Here is a 19,368-nt window from a genome sequence, read left to right as displayed (position 1 = left end):
GGGGGCAAGCCCCCTCCCATATTAAGAATCTGAGCTGTTCAAAATTTGAGCAACAATAGTCAAGCCCCCAGCGGCTGGCCGCTCCAGCCTTTACCCAACAACTTATCCACAGAGCCACCCACAGCAATTGTGGGCAACTGCCGGCTACCACCAAAATTAAATCAAGAAAATCCGTGACTTATTCAGAATCATGCATCTGACAAGCGCCTGATCGTTTTTTGATCAACCCACTGAAAGCCCCAGAATACGTGACCTGTAGCGGTACGCGAACACCTTATCCACAGAAGCACCAACAGACTTTGGGGGCAACTTTGCCCGCGCTGTGGAAAACCACCTCAAGGCTGCATATCTCGGGGCATACAGGGGTATTCAGCGGCGTATACGCGATAATTGATCATATTTTGATCGTATCGAGCAAAGCCTTTATTTATAAGGCTCTCAGCCGACAGCGAACATCTTATCCACAGAAGCGCCAACAGACTTTGGGGGCAAGTCCAGGCGTCAGCCCAGGAAAAAACCGAATAAAAACCACAAGTTAGGTTGGTTATTTTTCGTACAGTGGGCTGCAGGGCTTGATATACAGGGGGTACAGACAACCGCGAACAGGTTATCCACAGGCAGATCAACAGCGATTGTGGGTAAACGCCATAACTCTGTGGGAGGGGGTTTGCTCCCGATCGCTGTGTATCAGTACCAGATGTACTGACTGGCACACTGCAATCGGGGGCAAACCCCCTCCCACCAGGGGATCAGCGTACGACGCCTTCTTCTATGAGCAATTTGAGTATGGCTTGCGCGCCCTCTTCAGGACTTACGCCCTTGAGCACTTGCCCACCGCCCCCGCTGGCCTTGGCCGTCGCAGCCTTCATACGATCAGCGCCGCTCTTGGCCTTGATCACCTTGAGACGCTTGGGCCGAGGCTTGGCCGGTTGCAGCAGCGCGCCTGTGAATAACTCATCCTGTTCAATCTCGACGTCGTGGGCGGCAAGCTCGCCACGTTGCGCCGGGCCGTACGCACTCTGGCGTGGCTTGGGCGCAGCGTTATCCACCGTCGCCAGAAACGGCAAGCGGACCTTCAAGCGCCGTCGCTGGCCGCGTGGCAACGCCTGCAGCACATGGGCCACGCCGGCCTCGATGGACTCAACCTGAGCCAGCCCCACAATCAGCGGCCAGCCCAGTTGCTCCGCCAACAGGAACGGCAGCATGCCCGAGCCCTCACCGGTTTCCGCCTGGCTGCCGGTGAGCACCACCTGGGCGCCGGCTTCGCGCAGATAGTCACTCAACACCGGCAACGCATCGGCGCCGGCCGGCTGCTCCAGCACATGCAGTTGCGCCAAGCCCATACCCAGGTAGCTGCGCAGGGTCGGCTCGCTGATGTCGCCGGCGTGCAGCACCTGCAACTTATCCCCAGCCATCTGCAGGCCCAGCTCGACGGCACGCGCATCCTGTTCGGCACGGCGCGGGCGCCCGGAAGTGGGATGGGCGCCGATGGATACCAGGCTGATTACATTGGTTGTCATGGTCATGTCCCTAGGCTGCATCGCGCTTGGCGCCGTTGCGGTAGGCCTCGACCGCAGCGATCAAGGCGTGCAGAATCGCGGCGCTTTCGCCGATCACCGACAGGTCGGCACGCTTGATCATGTCGCAGCCGGGATCGAGGTTGATCGCCACCACCTTGTCGCAGGCACCGATGCCTTGCAGGTGCTGGATCGCCCCGGAAATGCCCACGGCCACGTATACCCGCGCCGTGACCCAGGTGCCGCTGGCGCCGACCTGGCGATCACGCGCCATGAAGCCATCGTCCACCGCGACCCGTGAAGCGCCTTCGGTGGCGCCCAGGGCGGCAGCGGTCTGGTGGAACAACGCCCAATCCTTCACGCCGTTACCGCCGGAGAAAATGAATTCGGCTTCGGCCATCGGAATCGCCGCCGGGTCCACTGCCACCGCGCCGAGGTCTTCGATACGCGGCAGGCTGCGCGCCAGGCTTGTGGATAACTCCACGGGCAACACTTCATGGCGCGTCTCGCTGACCGGGTCGGCGCATTCGGCGGCGGCGAGAATCAGGCGTGGCAGCGGCCGCGCCAGATCTTCCTGGCCCGCGCCGGCGCGACCGATACACGACTCGCCCTTGATCTGCCACACCCGCGTGGCCGGACGTTCCTTGAGACTGGCGGCAAAACGTCGGCCCAGTTCACCGCCACCGCTGCGGCTGTCGGGCAGCAACCAGTGACGCGGGTTGAATTGGTTATCCACAGCCCGCAGGCCCTGGACGCGTTGTTCCGGTGAATAACCGTCGAATTCGTGGCCTTCCAGCACCAGCAGGCGGTCTACGCCCGCTGTCGCAAACGCACTTTCCTTGTGTTCACCAAACACCACCGCCAGTACCGCGCCGTCGCTGCCGGCCAGTTGCCGCGCCAGGCCGAGCACATCGCGGTCGTGGCTGCTCAGGCGGCCGCCGACCATATCCGGCACCACATTGATGTAGAACGCCGGGGCCGGGACCTGGTGCAGCGGCAACTGCACCTCGACCGCCGCCGTACGCTTGGCCGCACCGCCCTGTTGCGCGCCGCTGCGGTCGATGCGCTTGATGCCGTTGGGGCCGATAAAACCCACACCGTGCACATTCTTGCGGATGACGCCGTTGGGCCCCATCCAACTCTGTTGCACCGGCTGCATCGCCGCGTGCAGCGGGTGCAGGCGATTACGGGCGATCCATTCGGCCCGTGGGTCGCGGCGGATAATGTCGCTCATCAATGCACCTCCGCAGGTTCACGTTTGGGGGGAGCTTTGGCCGGCGCGGCGTCTTCAAGCAACGCGTCGGCCACCAGCTCGGCGATGTCCTTGATCAGCGGGCGCGGTTCGACCACACCCTCGAGCATTGCGGTGCACTGCGGGCAACCCACGGCCACCAGTTCGGCGCCGGTTTCGCGGATATCGTCCATGCGCATATCCGGGATACGCTGCTTGCCGGGGATGTCAGTGATCGGTGCTCCGCCGCCGCCGCCGCAGCAGCGCGATCGAAAGCCCGAGCGTTGCATCTCCTTGACCTCGATGCCCAGCGCACGCAGCACTTGGCGCGGTGCCTCGTATTCACCGTTGTAGCGGCCCAGGTAGCACGGGTCGTGGTAGGTCACGCTGGTGCCTTTGTGCTGGCCCAGGTTCAGCGCGCCGTCGCCGATCAACTCGGCCATGAAGGTGCTGTGGTGCTGCACGAGATAGTTGCCGTTGAAGGCGCCGTACTCGTTTTTCAGCACGTGAAAACTGTGCGGGTCGCAGGTGACGATGCGTTTGAAGCTGTACCTGGCCAACGTCTGGATGTTGCGCGAGGCCAACAGTTGGAACGTCGCTTCATCGCCCAGGCGCCGCGCCACGTCGCCGCTGTCGCGCTCTTCAAGACCGAGTACCGCGAAGTCCACACCTGCCGCTTTGAGCACCTTGACGAACGCACGCAGGGTGCGTTGGTTACGCATGTCGAAGGCACCGTCACCGACCCAGAACAGCACCTCGCAGTTGCCCTTGTCGCTGAGCAGCGGCAGGTTCAGGTCCGCCGCCCAGTTCAGGCGACCGCCCGGAGCGAAGCCGCCGGGGTTGTCGGTGGCGATCAGGTTTTCCAGGACTTCGGCGCCCTTGTTCGGCGTGGCACCCTTTTCCAGGGTGAGATGGCGACGCATGTCGACGATGGCGTCGACGTGCTCGATCATCATCGGGCACTCTTCCACGCAGGCGCGGCAGGTGGTGCACGACCACAACGTCTCGGCGTCCACCAGGCCGTTGACGATCGGCTGGTGCGGGTTGCCGGCGTGTTCACCAATCGGTTTGCCTGGATACGGGCTGCCGGCGAACTTGGCATCGGTGCCGCCGGCCAGGCCGACCACCATGTCCTGGATGAGTTTTTTCGGATTCAACGGCTGGCCGGCCGCGAACGCCGGGCACGCCGCTTCGCACTTGCCGCACTGCACGCAGGCGTCGAAACCGAGCAATTGGTTCCAGGTAAAATCCTTGGGTTTTTCCACGCCCAGTGGCGCGGTCTTGTCGCTCAGATCCAGCGGTTTCAAACCGGTGGAGCGGCCGCCCCCGAAGCGCTCGGCGCGGCGGTGCCAGGCCAGGTGCAGGGCACCGGCGAAAGCGTGTTTCATCGGGCCGCCCCAGGTCATGCCGAAGAACATTTCGGACACGCCCCACAGCACGCCCACGCTCAACAACGCGGCCAGCAGCCATCCGCCAAAATCGGCGGGCAGAATGCCGGCCACCGGCAGGGTCACCAGGAAAAAGCTCACCGAGAACGCCATCAGGCTTTTCGGCAGGCGCATCCACGGGCCTTTGGACAGGCGTGCGGGTGGGTTGCGGCGGCGCAGGTACATGAAGATGGCGCCTACAAACATCAAGGTCGAGGCCAGCAGCAAGGCGTAGCCGAGGATACGGTTTTGCAGGCCGAAACCATGCACCAGAATCGCCAGCAGCGCCGACAGCACAAAGCCCAATGCGGTAGCGACATGGGTGTTGGCGATGTATTTGTCGCGGGCGACCACGTGGTGCAAATCGACCATGTAGCGCTTGGGCATCGCCAAGAGGCCGCCAAGCAGGTCGACTTTGGAGGCGCGCCCACGGCGCCACATGTTCGCCCGGCGCAAAGCGCCAAGCACGGCGAGCCCCAAAGCGGCAAACAGGAGAATAGGCAGCAAGGTGTTCAACATGGTGAAGCTCCCAAAGACCACACAGGCCTACTGTGAAACTGGCCTTGAATGTGGGAGGGGGCTTGCTCCCGATGGCGGAGTGTCAGTTGATACAGCTGTAGCTGAACCACCGCTATCGGGGGCAAGCCCCCTCCCACATTTGACCGAGTTCACCTCATCAAAAGTCTTTGCACAGGCGCAGGGCGTCATAGATGGCGGCGTGGGTATTACGCTGGGCCACACAGTCACCGATGCGAAACAGCAAGTAACCCTCACCCGCTTCGCTCAGGCACGGCTGCGGCTTGATCGCGAACAGCGCTTCGACGTCGATCTGGCCCTTGTTGCGCGAACCTTCCTTGAGCCCGTAGTAAAGGGCTTCGTCCGGACGCACGCCGTTCTCCACCACCACCTGGTCCACCACCCGTTCCTCCTTGGCCCCGGTGTATTCGTTCTCCAGCACCGCCACCAGCTTGTCGCCTTCGCGGTAGACCTTTTCCAGCATCATGTCGCCGGTCATGATCACTTCCTTGGGGTACATGCTGCGGTAGTAAGTCGGGAACGACGTACCGCCGATGGCCACGCCTGGCTTGATATCGTCGGTGACGATCTCGACCTGGCCACCTTTGTCCGCCAGGAAATCCGCCACCGACATGCCGGTGAATTCGCAGATGGTGTCGTACACCAGCACGTTCTTGCCCGGTGCGACTTTGCCGTCGAGCACATCCCAACTGCTCACCACCAACCCTTCGGCAGCGCCCCAGTGTTCGTTCTGCTCGATGAACGGATGCCCACCGACGGCCAGCACCACCACGTCCGGGCGCAGGTCCAGGATGGTTTCGGCATCGGCCGCCACGCCCAGGCGCAGGTCGACTTTCAAGCGCGCCAGTTCCAACTGGAACCAGCGCGTAATACCGGCAATCTGGTCACGTTGCGGCGCTTTCGATGCAGTGGTGATCTGCCCGCCGATAAACTCTTTCTTCTCCAACAGGGTTACGTCGTGGCCACGTTCGGCGGCGACACGTGCAGCCTCCATACCGGCAGGTCCTGCCCCCACCACGACCACTTTGCGCCTGGGCCCGGTGGACTTCTCGATGATATGCGGCACGCCCATGTATTCACGGGAGGTCGCGGCGTTCTGGATACACAGCACATCCAGGCCCTGGTACTGGCGGTCGATGCAGTAGTTGGCGCCGACGCACTGTTTGATCTGGTCGATCTGGCCCATCTTGATCTTGGCGATCAGGTGCGGGTCGGCGATATGGGCACGGGTCATGCCGACCATGTCCACATAGCCGCCTTCGAGGATGCGCGTGGCCTGGTTCGGGTCCTTGATGTTCTGCGCGTGCAGCACCGGGACCTTGACCACTTCCTTGATACCGGCGGCCAGGTGCAGGAACGGCTCCGGTGGATAACTCATGTTGGGGATCACGTTGGCCAGGGTGTTGTGCGTGTCGCAACCCGAGCCCACCACGCCGATGAAATCGAGCATGCCGGTGTCATCGTAATACTTGGCGATCTGCTTCATGTCTTCGTGGGACAAGCCGTCCGGGTGGAACTCGTCACCGCACAGGCGCATGCCCACACAGAAGTCGTCACCCACTTCGGCACGTACGGCCTTGAGCACTTCCAGGCCGAACTTCATGCGGCCCTCGAAACTGCCGCCCCATTCGTCGGTGCGCTTGTTGACCCGCGGGCTCCAGAACTGGTCGATCATGTGCTGGTGCACGGCGGACAGTTCCACACCGTCAAGGCCGCCGGCCTTGGCGCGCTTGGCGGCGCTGGCGTAGTTGCCGATCACGCGCCAGATTTCTTCCGGCTCGATGGTCTTGCAGGTGGCGCGGTGCACCGGTTCACGTACGCCGGACGGCGACATCAGGGTCGGCCAGTTGAAGCCGTCCCAACGCGAGCGACGGCCCATGTGGGTAATCTGGATCATGATCTTGGCGCCATGCTTGTGCATGGCGTCGGCCAGGTTCTGAAAATGCGGGATGATGCGGTCGGTGGACAGGTTCACCGAACTCCACCATTCCTGGGGGCTGTCGATGGCCACCACCGACGAGCCGCCGCAGATCGCCAGGCCGATACCGCCCTTGGCTTTCTCTTCGTAGTACTTCACATAGCGGTCGGTGGTCATGCCGCCGTCGGTGGCATACACCTCGGCGTGGGCGGTACTGAGCACGCGGTTGCGGATGGTCAGTTTGCCGATCTGGATCGGCGCAAACATTGCTTCGAAAGCCATGGCACGGTCCTCGGCTTACAACGGCTTGACGGTGAACAGGCCGTCATCGTGGCCCTCTTCGGAGCCTCCGTAGACTTGCTCTGCAACAGTGCGAATCTGGCTGCCACGCGCCTGCAGAATCTGGTCCATGGCGCCGGCAAACCAGCCGGTGAACATGTAGTCGACCTTGCGCCCGACCTTGCCGTACACGTAGACAAACGCCGAGTGCTCAAGCTTGACGCTGGCGGTGCCTGTGTCCAGGTCAATGTCCTGGATCTTGAACAGGCCCCAGCCGCGTTGCGACAGGCGCTTCATGTAATGCTCGAACACCGCGACGCCTTCCAGGCCGTGGCATTCGGCTTCTTTTTCACACCAGTGCCAGGCGGATTTGTAGCCGGCCTTGTAGAGGATTTCGGCGTAGGCGTCGGCGCCCAGTACTTCCTCGATGCCCATGTGGTTGTTGACGAAGAAATGGCGCGGCACGTACAGCATGGGCAGGGCGTCGGAGGTCCAGACACCGGTTTCGCTGTCGACTTCGATAGGTAATTGCGGGGCGATCTTGTCCATGGAAACTTAACTCCAGAAAAATTCGTTGTGGTGTTGCCGATAGGTGCCTGGCTTATTCGCCCCAGACGTCCTTCAAGACGTTGACCCAGTTCTCGCCCATGATCTTGCGTACCACGCGCTCGGGGTGGCCACGCTTGAGCAGGGTCTCGGTCAGGTTGGGAAACTCGCCCACGGTGCGGATGCCCAGCGGGTTGATGATCTTGCCGAAGCTGGTCAGGCGGCGGGCGTAGCCCTTGTCATGGGTCAGCATTTCAAAGAAATCCTGGCCATGGCCCTGGGTGAAGTCGGTGCCGATGCCGATGGCGTCTTCGCCGACGATGTTCATGGTGTATTCGATGGCTTCGGCGTAGTCGTCGATGGTCGAATCAATGCCCTTGGCCAGGAACGGCGCGAACATGGTCACGCCGACAAAACCGCCATGGTCGGCGATGAACTTGAGTTCTTCATCAGACTTGTTGCGCGGGTGCTCTTTGAGGCCCGATGGCAGGCAGTGGGAATAGCACACCGGCTTTTTCGATTCGAGGATGACTTCTTCGCTGGTCTTGGAACCGACGTGGGACAGGTCGCACATGATGCCGACACGGTTCATCTCGGCGACGATTTCGCGCCCGAACCCCGACAGGCCGCCGTCACGCTCGTAGCAGCCGGTACCGACCAGGTTCTGGGTGTTGTAGCACATCTGCACCACCCCGACGCCGAGCTGCTTGAAGATCTCGACGTAGCCGAGCTGGTCTTCGAACGCGTGGGCATTCTGGAAACCGAAGATGATGCCGGTCTTGCCCTGCTCCTTGGCCTTGCGAATATCGGCGGTGGTTTTCACCGGGATCACCAGGTCGCTGTTCTCGCGGATCAGGGTCTGGCTGGCAACGATGTTATTGATCGTGGCCTGGAAGCCTTCCCACACCGACACCGTGCAGTTGGCGGCGGTCAGGCCACCTTTGCGCATGTCTTCGAACAGGTCGCGGTTCCACTTGGCAATAATCAGACCGTCGATAACGATGCTGTCGGCGTGCAACTCGGCTGGGCTCATCAGGCGTCCCCTTATTGGCGATTCATGCGCCGAATCGTCTGCCGGCGCTTTGGGGCCAGCATATGCCCAGGGACCGACGGAGCCGGGTGCAAAAACGACAGGGGAATTGCCGAAAGCGTCAATCCACGACAAAGGCTGTTAAGAGTGGTCTGACTGGCGGCTGTTCTTTGTCTTACGCTTGAGCCAGAATTCCCGCATCACCTGATATGAGACGGCGCAATGAAATCGATTTTCCTGGCTTTGGCACTCATCGCAACCGGCGTCCACGCGGCCGAAGACACCGACAGCACGCCGTGTGACGGCATCGAGAACGACCAGCAAACCCTGGAATGCGCCACCTACAACAAAACCACCGCCGAGCAATTGCTCAAGGACAACTATCAGGGGCTGCTGGAACGCATGGGTTCGACCTACGGCAGCGACAAGACCAAACTGGCGGACATTACCGCCCGTCTGAAGGACGCCCAGCAAAAATGGGAAAAACTGCGCGACGCCGATTGCGCGGTGGATACCTTCCCGGCGGTGACCGGCACCAAGGCATACGCGATTGCGCACAACGACTGCCTGGCGCGGATGAGTGATGAGCGGTCGGAGTTTTTGGAGTCGATTGGGCAGGAATAAGCGACAATCGCGCCACTTTTCTTCTGAACATAGGCTCTTCATGACTATCTGCGGCATTGAAATCAAAGGCAGCGAAGCCATCATTGCCGTCGCTTCGCTGGATAACCAGGCGCTGACCCACGTCGCCCTGACCACCAAGAAAATCGCCCTTGAAGACGATGATGAGGCCGCCAACGTCAAAGCCTTCGCCGCGCAGGTGAAGGCGTTCGTGCAGGCAAACGCCATCACCCGTATCGCGATCAAGAAGCGCAGCAAGAAAGGCGAATTCGCCGGAGGCCCGACGACGTTCAAGATTGAAGGGGTGTTTCAATTGCTGGACGGGGTTGAAGTGACTCTGCTGTCACCGCAAACCATCAATGCGCAGAACAAAAAGCACAACGTTGACCTGCCTGCCACGCTGAACAAGTATCAGCATGAAGCTTACAAGGCGGCGTGTTCGGCCCTGCTGAAAAAATAAGCCACACCAAAATCTACTGTGGGAGGGGGCTTGCACCCGATGGCGGTGGGTCAGTCACTTATGTGCTGCTGACCCACCGCTATCGGGGGCAAGCCCCCTCCCACATTGATCCGCGGTGCCGGCCGCTTTTATACCTAATTATAGAAACGACTATAAATTATAGTCGCGCCTATAATTGACTAAAAAACGATCAAACCACCTCCCGTCGCCGATCCTCCCTCGGACATTTGGCAAACCTTGCCCGATAGCTGCGAGTGAAATACGACGGCGACTCAAACCCGCAGGCTATGCTCACCTCCAGCACGCTCATGTCGCTCTGGCGCAGCAGTTTTCGGGCTTTTTCCAGGCGCAGGCCCAGGTAGAAGTTGCTCGGTGTGTCGTTCAGGTGCAGGCGAAACAGCCGCTCCAGTTGGCGCCGGGTGACCTTGATCGCCTCGGCCAAGGCCAGGGTGCTTAGGGGCGGCTCGGTGTGCTGCTCCATCTCGCCGATCACCTGCACCAGTTTCTTGTTGGTGATGCCGTAGCGCGTGGCGATCTGCATGCGCTGGTGGTCTTTGCGCGGGCGGATGCGGCCCAGCACGAATTGTTCAGAGACCTGGATCGCCAACTCAGGGCCATAGGCCTGGGCGATCAGGTCGAGCATCAGGTCGATGGAGGCGGTGCCGCCGGCGCAGGTGATGCGGCGGCGGTCGATCTCGAACAGCTCCTGGGTGACGCTCAGCTGCGGATACGATTCCTTGAACGCATCGATGGCTTCCCAGTGCAAGGTCAGACGATGGCCGTCGAGCAGGCCCGCTTCGGCCAGCACGCAGGCGCCGGTGTCGATCGCGCCGAGGGTTACGCCTTCGTGGTCAAGACGGCGTAGCCAGTGTTCCAGCGCAGGCGTGGCGAACTGCAGCGGCTCGAAGCCGGCCACCACCAATAAGGTCGCGCCTTTTTTCAGCGGCTCCAGCGCGGCATCGGCGTTGACCGACATGCCGTTGCTCGCCAGCACTGCACCGCCGTCGGCGCTCAATATGTGCCAGCGGTACAACTCGCCACGAAAGCGATTGGCCACGCGCAACGGCTCAAGGGCAGAGATAAAGCCAATGGCCGAGAACCCCGGCATCAGCAAAAAATAAAAATCCTGGGACATGATGACGCTCTCGTGGGACGACCAGCGTGGCACTGTGATACTCCCGTTCAAGGGCGGATTCAAGCGCGCAGGTCGCTGCAGTGCAAGAGCCGGTCGCCGCTGTGCGTTTCGGCGCTGCCCAAGGGACGTAACTTGGCTGCACGGCGCACAAAGACGCCGGACCCCACAATAACGACCTGCCGAGGGCTCCACCATGAACCGACTGATCAGCCGTTGCGTGCTCGCATTCAGCGCCAGCGCCCTTTTGAGCACCCACGCCATGGCAGCGGATGCCGCTTCATGTCAGAACGTACGCCTGGGCGTGGTGAACTGGACCGACGTGATCGCCACCAGTGCCATGGCCCAGGTGCTGCTCGACGGCCTTGGCTACAAGACCAAACAGACCAGCGCTTCCCAACAGATTATCTTTGCCGGCATCCGCGACCAGCGCCTGGATCTGTTCCTGGGCTACTGGAACCCGCTGATGACCCAGACCATCACGCCGTTCGTCGACGCCAAGCAAGTCAAGGTGCTCGATAAACCCAGCCTGGAAGACGCCCGCGCCACTCTCGCCGTACCGACTTACCTGGCGGACAAGGGCCTGAAGACCTTTGCCGATATCGCCCGGTTCGAAAAAGAGCTGGGCGGCAAGATCTATGGCATCGAGCCGGGCTCGGGCGCCAATACCCAGATCAAGGCGATGATCGCCAAGAACCAGTTCGGCCTGGGCAAATTCCAACTGGTTGAATCCAGTGAAGCGGCCATGCTCTCTGCCGTCGACCGTGCAGTACGCCGCAAGGAAGCCGTGGTGTTCTTCGGCTGGGCGCCGCACCCGATGAACGTCAACGTCGCCATGACTTACCTCACCGGCAGCGACGACGCCCTGGGCCCGAACGAAGGCATGGCCACTGTGTGGACAGTCACCGCGCCGGCCTACGCAGAGCAATGCCCCAACGTGCACACACTGCTGACCAACCTGACCTTCACCGCCGCCGACGAGAGCCGGATGATGCAGCCTTTGCTGGATCACAAAGACCCTATCGAGTCGGCCAGGCAGTGGCTCAAGGATCACCCGCAAGACCAGGCGCGTTGGCTGGACGGCGTGACCACTTTCGATGGCAAGCCGGCTGCGGCCAACCTTCAACTGACCCGTCAATAACCTTTTCCAGAACACCGCTTCGCGGCCCCGACCGGCTGCGAATGGCACCCCCACGCCTGTAAGGAACCTGCCCCATGAACCATGACGTCATCATCACCTGCGCACTCACCGGTGCTGGCGACACGACCGCCAGAAGCCCGCATGTGCCGGTCACTCCCAAACAAATCGCGGCCGCCGCCGTGGAAGCCGCCAAGGCCGGCGCGACCGTGGTGCACTGCCATGTGCGTGACCCGCATACCGGCACGTTCAGCCGCGACGTGGCGCTGTACCGTGAAGTGATGGAGCGCATTCGCGAGGCCGACATCGACATCATCGTCAACCTCACCGCCGGCATGGGCGGCGACCTGGAGATCGGTGGCGGCGAGACCCCTATGGAGTTCGGCCCCAACACCGACCTGGTCGGCCCGCTGACCCGCCTGGCGCATGTCGAAGCATTGCTGCCGGAAATCTGCACGCTGGACTGCGGCACGCTGAATTTTGGCGATGGCGACACCATTTACGTGTCCACCCCCGCGCAACTGCGGGCGGGCGCCAAGCGTATCCAAGAACTGGGCGTGAAGGCCGAGCTGGAAATTTTCGACACCGGCCACCTGTGGTTCGCCAAGCAGATGATCAAGGAAGGTTTGCTCGACGACCCACTGTTTCAGCTGTGCCTGGGCATCCCGTGGGGCGCGCCGGCCGACACCACCACCATGAAAGCCATGGTCGACAACCTGCCCGCCGACGCGGTATGGGCCGGCTTCGGCATTGGCCGCATGCAGATGCCGATGGCCGCCCAGGCGGTGTTGCTGGGCGGCAACGTGCGGGTCGGCCTGGAAGACAACCTGTGGCTGGACAAGGGCGTGCTCGCCACCAATGGCCAACTGGTTGAACGCGCCAGCGAAATCCTCAGCCGCCTGGGCGCACGGGTCATGACCCCGGCCGAGGGCCGTATCAAGATGGGCCTGACCAAGCGCGGATAAACAATGTGGGAGGGGGCTTGCCCCCTCCCACAGGGGATCACCAAACTCTTTAGGAATGCACCCATGCGCTTTATCACGGAAATCAAAACCTTCGCCGCCCTGGGCAGCGGTGTTATCGGCAGCGGCTGGGTATCCCGCGCCCTCGCCCACGGCCTGGATGTCGTGGCCTGGGACCCGGCGCCCGGTGCCGAAGCGGCGTTGCGCAAACGCGTCGCCAATGCCTGGAGCGCCCTGGAGAAACAAGGCCTGGCCCCGGGCGCTTCCCAGGACCGCCTGCGCTTTGTCGCCACCATCGAAGAGTGCGTGAAAGACGCTGACTTCATCCAGGAAAGTGCCCCTGAACGCCTGGCGTTGAAACTGCAATTGCACAGCCAGATCAGCGCAGCAGCCAAGCCGGATGCGTTGATTGGGTCGAGTACGTCAGGGCTGTTGCCAAGCGAATTCTATGCAAGCTCGACCCACCCCGAGCGCTGCGTGGTCGGCCACCCGTTCAACCCGGTGTACCTGCTGCCCCTGGTGGAAGTGGTGGGCGGCAAGCGCACCGCGCCCGAGGCGATCCAGGCCGCGATCAAGGTGTATGAATCCCTCGGCATGCGCCCACTGCACGTGCGCAAGGAAGTGCCTGGGTTTATCGCTGACCGACTCCTGGAAGCGCTGTGGCGCGAGGCGCTGCATCTGGTCAACGATGGCGTGGCGACCACGGGTGAAATCGACGATGCGATTCGTTTTGGCGCCGGCCTGCGCTGGTCGTTCATGGGCACCTTCCTCACCTACACACTGGCGGGAGGCGACGCGGGCATGCGCCACTTCATGGCGCAGTTCGGTCCGGCATTGCAGTTGCCGTGGACGTATCTTCCAGCGCCCGAATTGACCGACACGTTGATTGACGATGTGGTGGCCGGCACAAGCAACCAACTGGGTAGCCACAGCATTTCGGCGCTGGAGCGCTATCGTGATGATTGCCTGCTGGCGGTGCTGGAGGCGGTGAAAACCACCAAGGCCAGGCACGGCATGACCTTCGCCGAATAACAAAATGTGGGAGGGGGCTTGCCCCCGATAGCGGTGGGTCAGCCAGCCCATCTGCCACTGACGAACCGCCATCGGGGGCAAGCCCCCTCCCACATTCTTTACCGAGTACTGCCCCATGCCCGCATTAAAAACCTACACAACTAGAATCCAGCCCGACTGGGTGGACTACAACGGCCACCTGCGCGATGCGTTCTATTTGCTGATCTTCAGCTACGCCACCGATGCGCTGATGGACAAACTGGGTCTCGATAGCGACAACCGCGAAGCCAGCGGCCACTCGCTGTTCACGCTGGAGCTGCATTTGAACTACCTGCACGAGGTGAAGCTGGGGGCCGAGGTCGAGGTTCGCACCCAACTGATCGCCTTTGATGCCAAGCGCCTGCACCTCTATCACAGCCTGCATCTGCTGGGTGATGAAAAGGAGCTGGCCGGCAACGAACAGATGCTGCTGCATGTCGACCTGGCCGGTCCGCAGGCAACGCCGTTCACTGAGGCCACGCTGCACAAGCTCACCGCAATCAGCGCTGCACAGGCCGAGCTGCCACGGCCCGCCCTGCTCGGCCGGGTCATCGGTCTGCCAGCAAAAAAAGCCCCGATCCAGCCGTGACTGGATCGGGGCAGAGGTGCCTTGTGTGAGCCGTGCATCCCGAGGGTGACCAAACCGTCAAGCTGCGTGCCTGGCGCCAGTGTGCCTATTACTTGCACGGCCGAGTGACCCGAAAACGACCTGTTCATAGCCATCCGAGCCATTGCTCGATTCTGCGCTTGCCCACCGGCCGGGGGCCTACCAGAATCCAGCTCAATCACCGTTCCCTACACCAGGAAAAACGTCATGATGCACGCGGATTTGATTGACCAGGATGACCTGCTGGGCCAGCTGCGCTCGTTGGGTTTTGAAGTGTCCAGCGGTGCCACTGCCGAGCAGGCATGCGAGTGTGCGGTACGCGGTTTGAGCGAAGCGCGGGCCAAGGCGCTCAAAGGCATGGTGGAACAGATGTACACCGGCAAGGCGACGATTTTGCCGGCGGTGCGGCAGGCAATCGATAAGCAGTTGTTGCCGGCTTTGATGCAGTTCAAGCAGAACTCCGGCGCCTGATAGATCGCTATCGGGGGCAAGCCCCCTCCCACCTTTTGAACTGTGAATACGGTCAAATGTGGGAGGGGGCTTGCCCCCGATGCAGGCAACTCGGTTTAAAGCCGTACACTCGCGAAAGTCGACTCGTTCCTGGCCTGGCTCAGCGCCGACATCGGCCCCGACAGCGGTGACAGCACCAGTGCCTGCGGAATAGGCATCATCGCCACTTGCTGGGTGGTGTTGGAGCCTACGCGCTCGTCCCGTGGCGGAATGCCGAAGTATTCGCGGTAGCACTTGGAAAAATGCGGCGTGGACACAAAGCCGCACACCGACGCCACTTCGATGATCGACATCGGCGTCTGCTTGAGCAACTGCCGCGCACGGATCAAGCGCAGCTTGAGGTAATAGCGCGAGGGCGAACAGTGCAGGTATTTCTGGAACAGCCGCTCCAGCTGGCGACGCGACACAGCGACGTACACCGCCAGTTCGTCCAGGTCGATGGGCTCTTCCAGATTGGCCTCCATCAGCGCAACGATTTCCTGCAGCTTGGGCTGGTTGGTGCCGAGCATGTGCTTGAGCGGCACGCGCTGGTGATCCTGTTCGTTGCGGATGCGTTCGTACACAAACATCTCGGAGATGGCGGCCGACAGTTCACGGCCGTGGTCGCGGCTGATCAGGTGCAGCATCATGTCCAACGGCGCGGTGCCGCCGGAGCTGGTGAAGCGGTTGCGGTCGAGGGTGAACAGGCGGGTGCTCATGGCCACGCGGGGGAAGGCTTCCTGCATCGATGCCAGGCATTCCCAGTGCACGCTGCAATCGAAACCGTCAAGCAGACCCGCGCAGGCCAGGGCCCAACTGCCGGTGCACACCGCACCGAGACGACGGGATTGACGCGCCTGGCTTTGCAGCCACGACACGTGTTCGCGGGTGACGGTGCGCTGGATGCCCACGCCACCGCACACGATGACAGTGTCCAGGACCGGGGCCTTGTGCATGGCGGCATCGGGCGTGATCTGCAGACCGTCGCTGGCCCACACCTGGTTGCCGTCGACACTCAGGGTTGTCCAGCGATACAACTCGCGACCGGACAGCTGATTGGCCATGCGCAGGGGTTCCACGGCCGACGCCAGGGAAATCAGCGTGAAATTGTCCAGCAGCAAAAAGCCGATGGATTGAGGCGCACGGTTCTGGGGTTGAGCCCCGGAGTTGGACGACGTCATCACAGTATCTCCTCACACAAAGCAGGTGATGGCCTCAGGCGAGGCTCTTGTTATTGCGCTCCCCCCTTGCAAGGGAGAGAGGCTTTGAATTGATAGAGCAAATGCCATGCCTAAAATTGAATGGCCATTCAACAAATCCTGAAAACGACCTGTTGATGCGTCTATATGAGCCCGCGCATTAAACGCGGGATATAACGCACGGGGATGGGTGTTCAAGGGCTGTGAGCAGAACGGTAGCACTTGTGGGAAGGCGCTTTGCGGGTGTAGGAGGAGTCTGTCACCCAAAGCGCGGGGGACGGCTGGCGGTGGGGTAAATCGTTCGCAGGCTACTTATCTATTTGCGACGCGCTAAAAGGTGGCGGTTTTCGTTGGGGTGTTCACTTTGTGAGCAATATTGAGCGGACTACCGCTATCGGGGGCAAGCCCCCTCCCACAGGGCAACGCATTTCAAATGTGGGAGGGGGCTCGCCCCCGATAGCAGGCGACGCGGTCTCAGCACTCGACAGCACTGACCGCCAACCCGCCCCGCGAGGTCTCTTTGTACTTGTCATGCATATCCGCCCCGGTATCACGCATGGTGCGGATCACCCGGTCCAGGGAGATAAAGTGCTGGCCGTCGCCGCGCAAGGCCATCTGCGCCGCATTGATCGCCTTCACCGCCGCAATCGCGTTGCGCTCGATGCACGGCACTTGCACCAGGCCGCCCACCGGGTCGCAGGTCAGGCCCAGGTTATGTTCCAGGCCGATTTCCGCGGCGTTGCACAGTTGCTCCGGTGTGGCGCCGAGAATTTCGGCCAGGCCCGCTGCGGCCATGGCGCAGGCGGAACCCACTTCGCCCTGGCAGCCGACTTCGGCACCGGAGATCGAGGCGTTCTTCTTGCACAGAATGCCCACTGCCGCCGCGCCGAGCAGGTAGTCGACCACGTTGGCCTCAGTCACTTCCTCACTGAACTTCATGAAATAGTGCAGCACGGCCGGAATGATCCCCGCTGCGCCATTGGTGGGTGCGGTGACCATGCGCCCACCGGCGGCATTTTCTTCGTTGACCGCCAGGGCGAACAGGTTGACCCACTCCATGGCACTCAAGGTCGAACCGATCACATTCGGCTTGCCCAGCTCCTGCAGGCTGCGGTGCAACTTGGCAGCGCGACGGCGCACATTGAGACCGCCGGGCAGGATGCCCTCGTGCTTGAGACCCTGCTCCACACAGTCCTGCATGGCGCGCCAGAGTTTCATCAGGCCGCTGCGGATTTCTTCTTCGCAGCGCCAGACCTTCTCGTTCGCCAACATCAACTCCGCGACCCGCAGGTTGTGGATCTTGCACAGCTGCAACAGCTCTGCGGCGCTGGAAAAATCATAGGGCAGCTCGGTGCTGTCCATGTCGGCCACACCGCTGCGGGCCTGGGCTTCATCCACCACAAAACCGCCGCCTACCGAGTAGTAGGTGTCGCGGTGCAACTCGCCGTCATCCCCCCACACCACCAGGGTCATGGCGTTGGGATGGAACGGCAGGTTTTCGTCGAGCAGGCGCATGTCCCGCGACCATACGAACGGCACCGGCAAACGGCCGTCGAGCAGCAAGGTGTCGGTTTCGCGCAGCGTGTGAATGCGCACGCCGATCTGCGACGGGTCGATCGCGTCCGGCCACTCGCCCATCAGGCCCATGATGGTGGCGGTGTCGCTGCCATGGCCGATGCCGGTGGCCGACAAGGAGCCGTACAGCTGAACTTCGACCCGCCTGACCTGTTCCAACAGGTCGCGTTCACGCAATGCTTGAACGAACAACGCCGCGGCGCGCATGGGGCCGACGGTGTGAGAACTCGAAGGCCCGATGCCGATCTTGAACAGGTCGAAAACGCTGATAGCCATTAACGTGGAACTCCTCGATAAGCACGGGCCGGGCTTGAACGAGGTGCTACGCTCAGATCGCCCAGATGGCGGCATCATCAAGCTTTTGTTGCCGCTCACGGCGTCTCACACCGACGCACCCATGCTCACCAGCGTCGCTCGCGTGTAATGGCCTGTTTTGGGCGTTTTTTGCGGTGCAGAAGGGTAAAAACAGCGGTTTTACCTTTGGAAAAATCTGTAAGCGACGTCACCGACACTGGATGCGACCCTCCCTGTACTGGATACGACGCCCCCTGTAGGCGTCAGATTTTCACTGGTACATGATCAGTCTCGACTCGTTTGCAAGGCACCGTGCCAGAGCTGCCCGACGCACACTCCAATAGCAGCACTTATAAAGCGCGGCGAATGCCGCCAGAAAAAACACAGGAGTCTACCCCGATGAAAGGTTCACCCTCGTTGTTGTTGGCCGCCATGCTGAGTCTGCCGGTCATGGCGCACGCCGCAGAACCGGAACAGTGCAAGACCGTCAACTTCTCCGATGTCGGCTGGACCGACATCACCGTCACCACCGCGACCACCAGCGAAATCCTCAAGGGCCTGGGCTACAAGCCACGCACCACGATGATTTCGGTCCCAGTGACCTACAAGTCCCTGGCCGACGGCAAGAACATGGACATCTTCCTCGGCAACTGGATGCCGACCATGGAAAACGACATCAAGCAGTACCGCGAAGCCGGCACCGTGGAAACCGTACGCGCCAACCTGGAGAACGCCAAGTACACCCTGGCGGTGCCCGAGGCGCTGTATGACAAGGGCCTGAAAGACTTCGCCGATATCGCCAAATTCAAGGACGAGCTGGGCGGCAAGATCTACGGCATCGAGCCGGGCAACGACGGCAACCGCACCATCCAGACGTTGATCGACAAAGACGCCTTCGGCCTCAAGACCGCCGGTTTCAAAGTGGTCGAATCCAGTGAAGCCGGGATGCTCTCCCAGGTTGAACGCGCCTCCAAGCGCAACCAGGCCATCGTGTTCCTCGGCTGGGAACCGCACCCGATGAACACTCGCTTCAAGATGAAGTACCTGACCGGGGGTGACGATTCGTTCGGCCCCAACTACGGCCAGGCCACCATCTACACCAACACCCGCAAGGGCTACACCCAGGAATGCAGCAACGTTGGCCAGTTGCTGAAAAACCTGGTGTTCACGCTGGACATGGAAAGCACCCTGATGGGTAACGTCCTGGACGACAAGATGAAGGCCGACGCCGCCGCCAGGGCCTGGCTGCAGAAGAACCCGCAAGTGCTCGACACCTGGCTGGCCGGTGTCACCACGGTCGATGGCAAACCAGGACTCGACGCCGTCAAGGCTTACCTCGCCAAATAGCACCCGCTG

The 19,368-nt window shown here is 61.5% G+C and carries 17 protein-coding genes; 8 read left to right on the top strand and 9 right to left on the bottom strand.

Annotation, left to right across the window (positions count from 1 at the left end):
* Positions 1-749: 749 nt before the first annotated feature.
* The 6 genes from PspCFBP13528_RS02895 to PspCFBP13528_RS02870 all read right to left on the bottom strand — a co-directional run bounded on the left by PspCFBP13528_RS02895 (position 750) and on the right by PspCFBP13528_RS02870 (position 8,488).
* A complete protein-coding gene (locus tag PspCFBP13528_RS02895) occupies positions 750-1,520 on the bottom strand; it encodes an electron transfer flavoprotein subunit beta (protein WP_137199607.1) in 771 nt (256 codons plus the stop codon).
* 10 nt (positions 1,521-1,530) lie between these two features.
* Complete coding sequence (locus tag PspCFBP13528_RS02890) at positions 1,531-2,751, bottom strand: electron transfer flavoprotein subunit alpha/FixB family protein (protein WP_137199606.1); 1,221 nt, start codon at positions 2,749-2,751, stop codon at positions 1,531-1,533.
* Positions 2,751-4,694: a dimethylglycine demethylation protein DgcB gene (gene dgcB / locus PspCFBP13528_RS02885; protein WP_137199605.1), complete on the bottom strand. Its 1,944-nt coding sequence runs from the start codon at positions 4,692-4,694 to the stop codon at positions 2,751-2,753. Before dgcB ends, PspCFBP13528_RS02890 begins: the two co-directional genes overlap by 1 nt.
* Before the next feature lie 157 nt (positions 4,695-4,851).
* Entirely contained in the window at positions 4,852-6,912 is a 2,061-nt protein-coding gene (gene dgcA, locus PspCFBP13528_RS02880) for a dimethylglycine demethylation protein DgcA (RefSeq protein ID WP_137199604.1), read from the bottom strand.
* 15 nt (positions 6,913-6,927) lie between these two features.
* Positions 6,928-7,458, bottom strand: a complete 531-nt coding sequence (locus tag PspCFBP13528_RS02875) for a DUF5943 domain-containing protein (protein ID WP_137199603.1) — start codon at positions 7,456-7,458, stop codon at positions 6,928-6,930.
* A gap of 52 nt (positions 7,459-7,510) precedes the next feature.
* Positions 7,511-8,488 (bottom strand): dipeptidase, encoded by a 978-nt coding sequence (locus PspCFBP13528_RS02870; protein WP_010207105.1) that lies wholly within the window; start codon positions 8,486-8,488, stop codon positions 7,511-7,513.
* Between the two features lie 219 nt (positions 8,489-8,707).
* Between PspCFBP13528_RS02870 and PspCFBP13528_RS02865 the strand changes: the two genes are divergently transcribed.
* Complete coding sequence (locus PspCFBP13528_RS02865) at positions 8,708-9,109, top strand: lysozyme inhibitor LprI family protein (protein ID WP_065885435.1); 402 nt, start codon at positions 8,708-8,710, stop codon at positions 9,107-9,109.
* 40 nt (positions 9,110-9,149) lie between these two features.
* Entirely contained in the window at positions 9,150-9,566 is a 417-nt protein-coding gene (locus tag PspCFBP13528_RS02860; RefSeq protein WP_065949492.1) for a DUF3010 family protein, read from the top strand.
* 190 nt (positions 9,567-9,756) lie between these two features.
* Here the strand turns inward: PspCFBP13528_RS02860 and PspCFBP13528_RS02855 are convergent, their stop codons facing one another.
* Complete coding sequence (locus PspCFBP13528_RS02855; protein WP_065949525.1) at positions 9,757-10,701, bottom strand: GlxA family transcriptional regulator; 945 nt, start codon at positions 10,699-10,701, stop codon at positions 9,757-9,759.
* A gap of 193 nt (positions 10,702-10,894) precedes the next feature.
* On the opposite strand from PspCFBP13528_RS02855, the gene PspCFBP13528_RS02850 reads away from it, so the two are divergent.
* The 5 genes from PspCFBP13528_RS02850 (at position 10,895) to PspCFBP13528_RS02830 (ending at position 14,926) form a co-directional block, all read left to right on the top strand.
* On the top strand, positions 10,895-11,839 hold the full coding sequence (locus PspCFBP13528_RS02850; protein WP_065949491.1) for a choline ABC transporter substrate-binding protein: 945 nt from the start codon (positions 10,895-10,897) through the stop codon (positions 11,837-11,839).
* Between the two features lie 74 nt (positions 11,840-11,913).
* Positions 11,914-12,801, top strand: coding sequence for a 3-keto-5-aminohexanoate cleavage protein (locus PspCFBP13528_RS02845; protein WP_065949490.1), 888 nt, complete (start codon positions 11,914-11,916; stop codon positions 12,799-12,801).
* A 63-nt stretch (positions 12,802-12,864) separates the two neighbouring features.
* Positions 12,865-13,830: an L-carnitine dehydrogenase gene (locus tag PspCFBP13528_RS02840; protein WP_101219862.1), complete on the top strand. Its 966-nt coding sequence runs from the start codon at positions 12,865-12,867 to the stop codon at positions 13,828-13,830.
* Positions 13,831-13,945: 115 nt separating this feature from the next.
* Complete coding sequence (locus tag PspCFBP13528_RS02835) at positions 13,946-14,437, top strand: thioesterase family protein (RefSeq protein ID WP_065949488.1); 492 nt, start codon at positions 13,946-13,948, stop codon at positions 14,435-14,437.
* Positions 14,438-14,662: 225 nt separating this feature from the next.
* Positions 14,663-14,926 carry a hypothetical protein gene (locus PspCFBP13528_RS02830; RefSeq protein ID WP_065949487.1) on the top strand — a complete coding sequence of 88 codons (264 nt, stop codon included), beginning with the start codon at positions 14,663-14,665 and terminating at the stop codon, positions 14,924-14,926.
* A 95-nt stretch (positions 14,927-15,021) separates the two neighbouring features.
* On the opposite strand, the gene PspCFBP13528_RS02825 is transcribed toward PspCFBP13528_RS02830, so the two are convergent.
* A complete protein-coding gene (locus PspCFBP13528_RS02825) occupies positions 15,022-16,125 on the bottom strand; it encodes a GlxA family transcriptional regulator (RefSeq protein ID WP_065949486.1) in 1,104 nt (367 codons plus the stop codon).
* A gap of 492 nt (positions 16,126-16,617) precedes the next feature.
* Complete coding sequence (locus tag PspCFBP13528_RS02820) at positions 16,618-17,994, bottom strand: L-serine ammonia-lyase (protein ID WP_137199601.1); 1,377 nt, start codon at positions 17,992-17,994, stop codon at positions 16,618-16,620.
* Positions 17,995-18,411: 417 nt separating this feature from the next.
* On the opposite strand from PspCFBP13528_RS02820, the gene PspCFBP13528_RS02815 reads away from it, so the two are divergent.
* Complete coding sequence (locus PspCFBP13528_RS02815; RefSeq protein ID WP_065949484.1) at positions 18,412-19,359, top strand: choline ABC transporter substrate-binding protein; 948 nt, start codon at positions 18,412-18,414, stop codon at positions 19,357-19,359.
* Positions 19,360-19,368 lie beyond the last annotated feature (9 nt).

Origin of the sequence: Pseudomonas sp. CFBP13528 (assembly GCF_005233615.1) — a bacterium.
Taxonomy (GTDB): domain Bacteria; phylum Pseudomonadota; class Gammaproteobacteria; order Pseudomonadales; family Pseudomonadaceae; genus Aquipseudomonas; species Aquipseudomonas fluorescens_AM.
Note: the sequence above shows the minus strand (reverse complement) of the source record. Positions and strands in the feature narration are given on the sequence as shown.

Excerpts from the sequence above, each read along its gene's own strand:
- PspCFBP13528_RS02860 (WP_065949492.1), top strand. The coding sequence starts at position 9,150 with ATGACTATCTGCGGCATTGAAATCAAAGGCAGCGAAGCCATCATTGCC.
- PspCFBP13528_RS02855 (WP_065949525.1), bottom strand. The coding sequence starts at position 10,701 with ATGTCCCAGGATTTTTATTTTTTGCTGATGCCGGGGTTCTCGGCCATT.
- PspCFBP13528_RS02845 (WP_065949490.1), top strand. The coding sequence starts at position 11,914 with ATGAACCATGACGTCATCATCACCTGCGCACTCACCGGTGCTGGCGAC.
- dgcA (WP_137199604.1), bottom strand. The coding sequence starts at position 6,912 with ATGGCTTTCGAAGCAATGTTTGCGCCGATCCAGATCGGCAAACTGACC.
- PspCFBP13528_RS02815 (WP_065949484.1), top strand. The coding sequence starts at position 18,412 with ATGAAAGGTTCACCCTCGTTGTTGTTGGCCGCCATGCTGAGTCTGCCG.
- PspCFBP13528_RS02830 (WP_065949487.1), top strand. The coding sequence starts at position 14,663 with ATGATGCACGCGGATTTGATTGACCAGGATGACCTGCTGGGCCAGCTG.
- PspCFBP13528_RS02850 (WP_065949491.1), top strand. The coding sequence starts at position 10,895 with ATGAACCGACTGATCAGCCGTTGCGTGCTCGCATTCAGCGCCAGCGCC.
- PspCFBP13528_RS02825 (WP_065949486.1), bottom strand. The coding sequence starts at position 16,125 with ATGACGTCGTCCAACTCCGGGGCTCAACCCCAGAACCGTGCGCCTCAA.
- PspCFBP13528_RS02870 (WP_010207105.1), bottom strand. The coding sequence starts at position 8,488 with ATGAGCCCAGCCGAGTTGCACGCCGACAGCATCGTTATCGACGGTCTG.
- PspCFBP13528_RS02875 (WP_137199603.1), bottom strand. The coding sequence starts at position 7,458 with ATGGACAAGATCGCCCCGCAATTACCTATCGAAGTCGACAGCGAAACC.
- PspCFBP13528_RS02865 (WP_065885435.1), top strand. The coding sequence starts at position 8,708 with ATGAAATCGATTTTCCTGGCTTTGGCACTCATCGCAACCGGCGTCCAC.
- PspCFBP13528_RS02835 (WP_065949488.1), top strand. The coding sequence starts at position 13,946 with ATGCCCGCATTAAAAACCTACACAACTAGAATCCAGCCCGACTGGGTG.
- PspCFBP13528_RS02840 (WP_101219862.1), top strand. The coding sequence starts at position 12,865 with ATGCGCTTTATCACGGAAATCAAAACCTTCGCCGCCCTGGGCAGCGGT.
- PspCFBP13528_RS02890 (WP_137199606.1), bottom strand. The coding sequence starts at position 2,751 with ATGAGCGACATTATCCGCCGCGACCCACGGGCCGAATGGATCGCCCGT.
- PspCFBP13528_RS02820 (WP_137199601.1), bottom strand. The coding sequence starts at position 17,994 with ATGGCTATCAGCGTTTTCGACCTGTTCAAGATCGGCATCGGGCCTTCG.
- PspCFBP13528_RS02895 (WP_137199607.1), bottom strand. The coding sequence starts at position 1,520 with ATGACAACCAATGTAATCAGCCTGGTATCCATCGGCGCCCATCCCACT.
- dgcB (WP_137199605.1), bottom strand. The coding sequence starts at position 4,694 with ATGTTGAACACCTTGCTGCCTATTCTCCTGTTTGCCGCTTTGGGGCTC.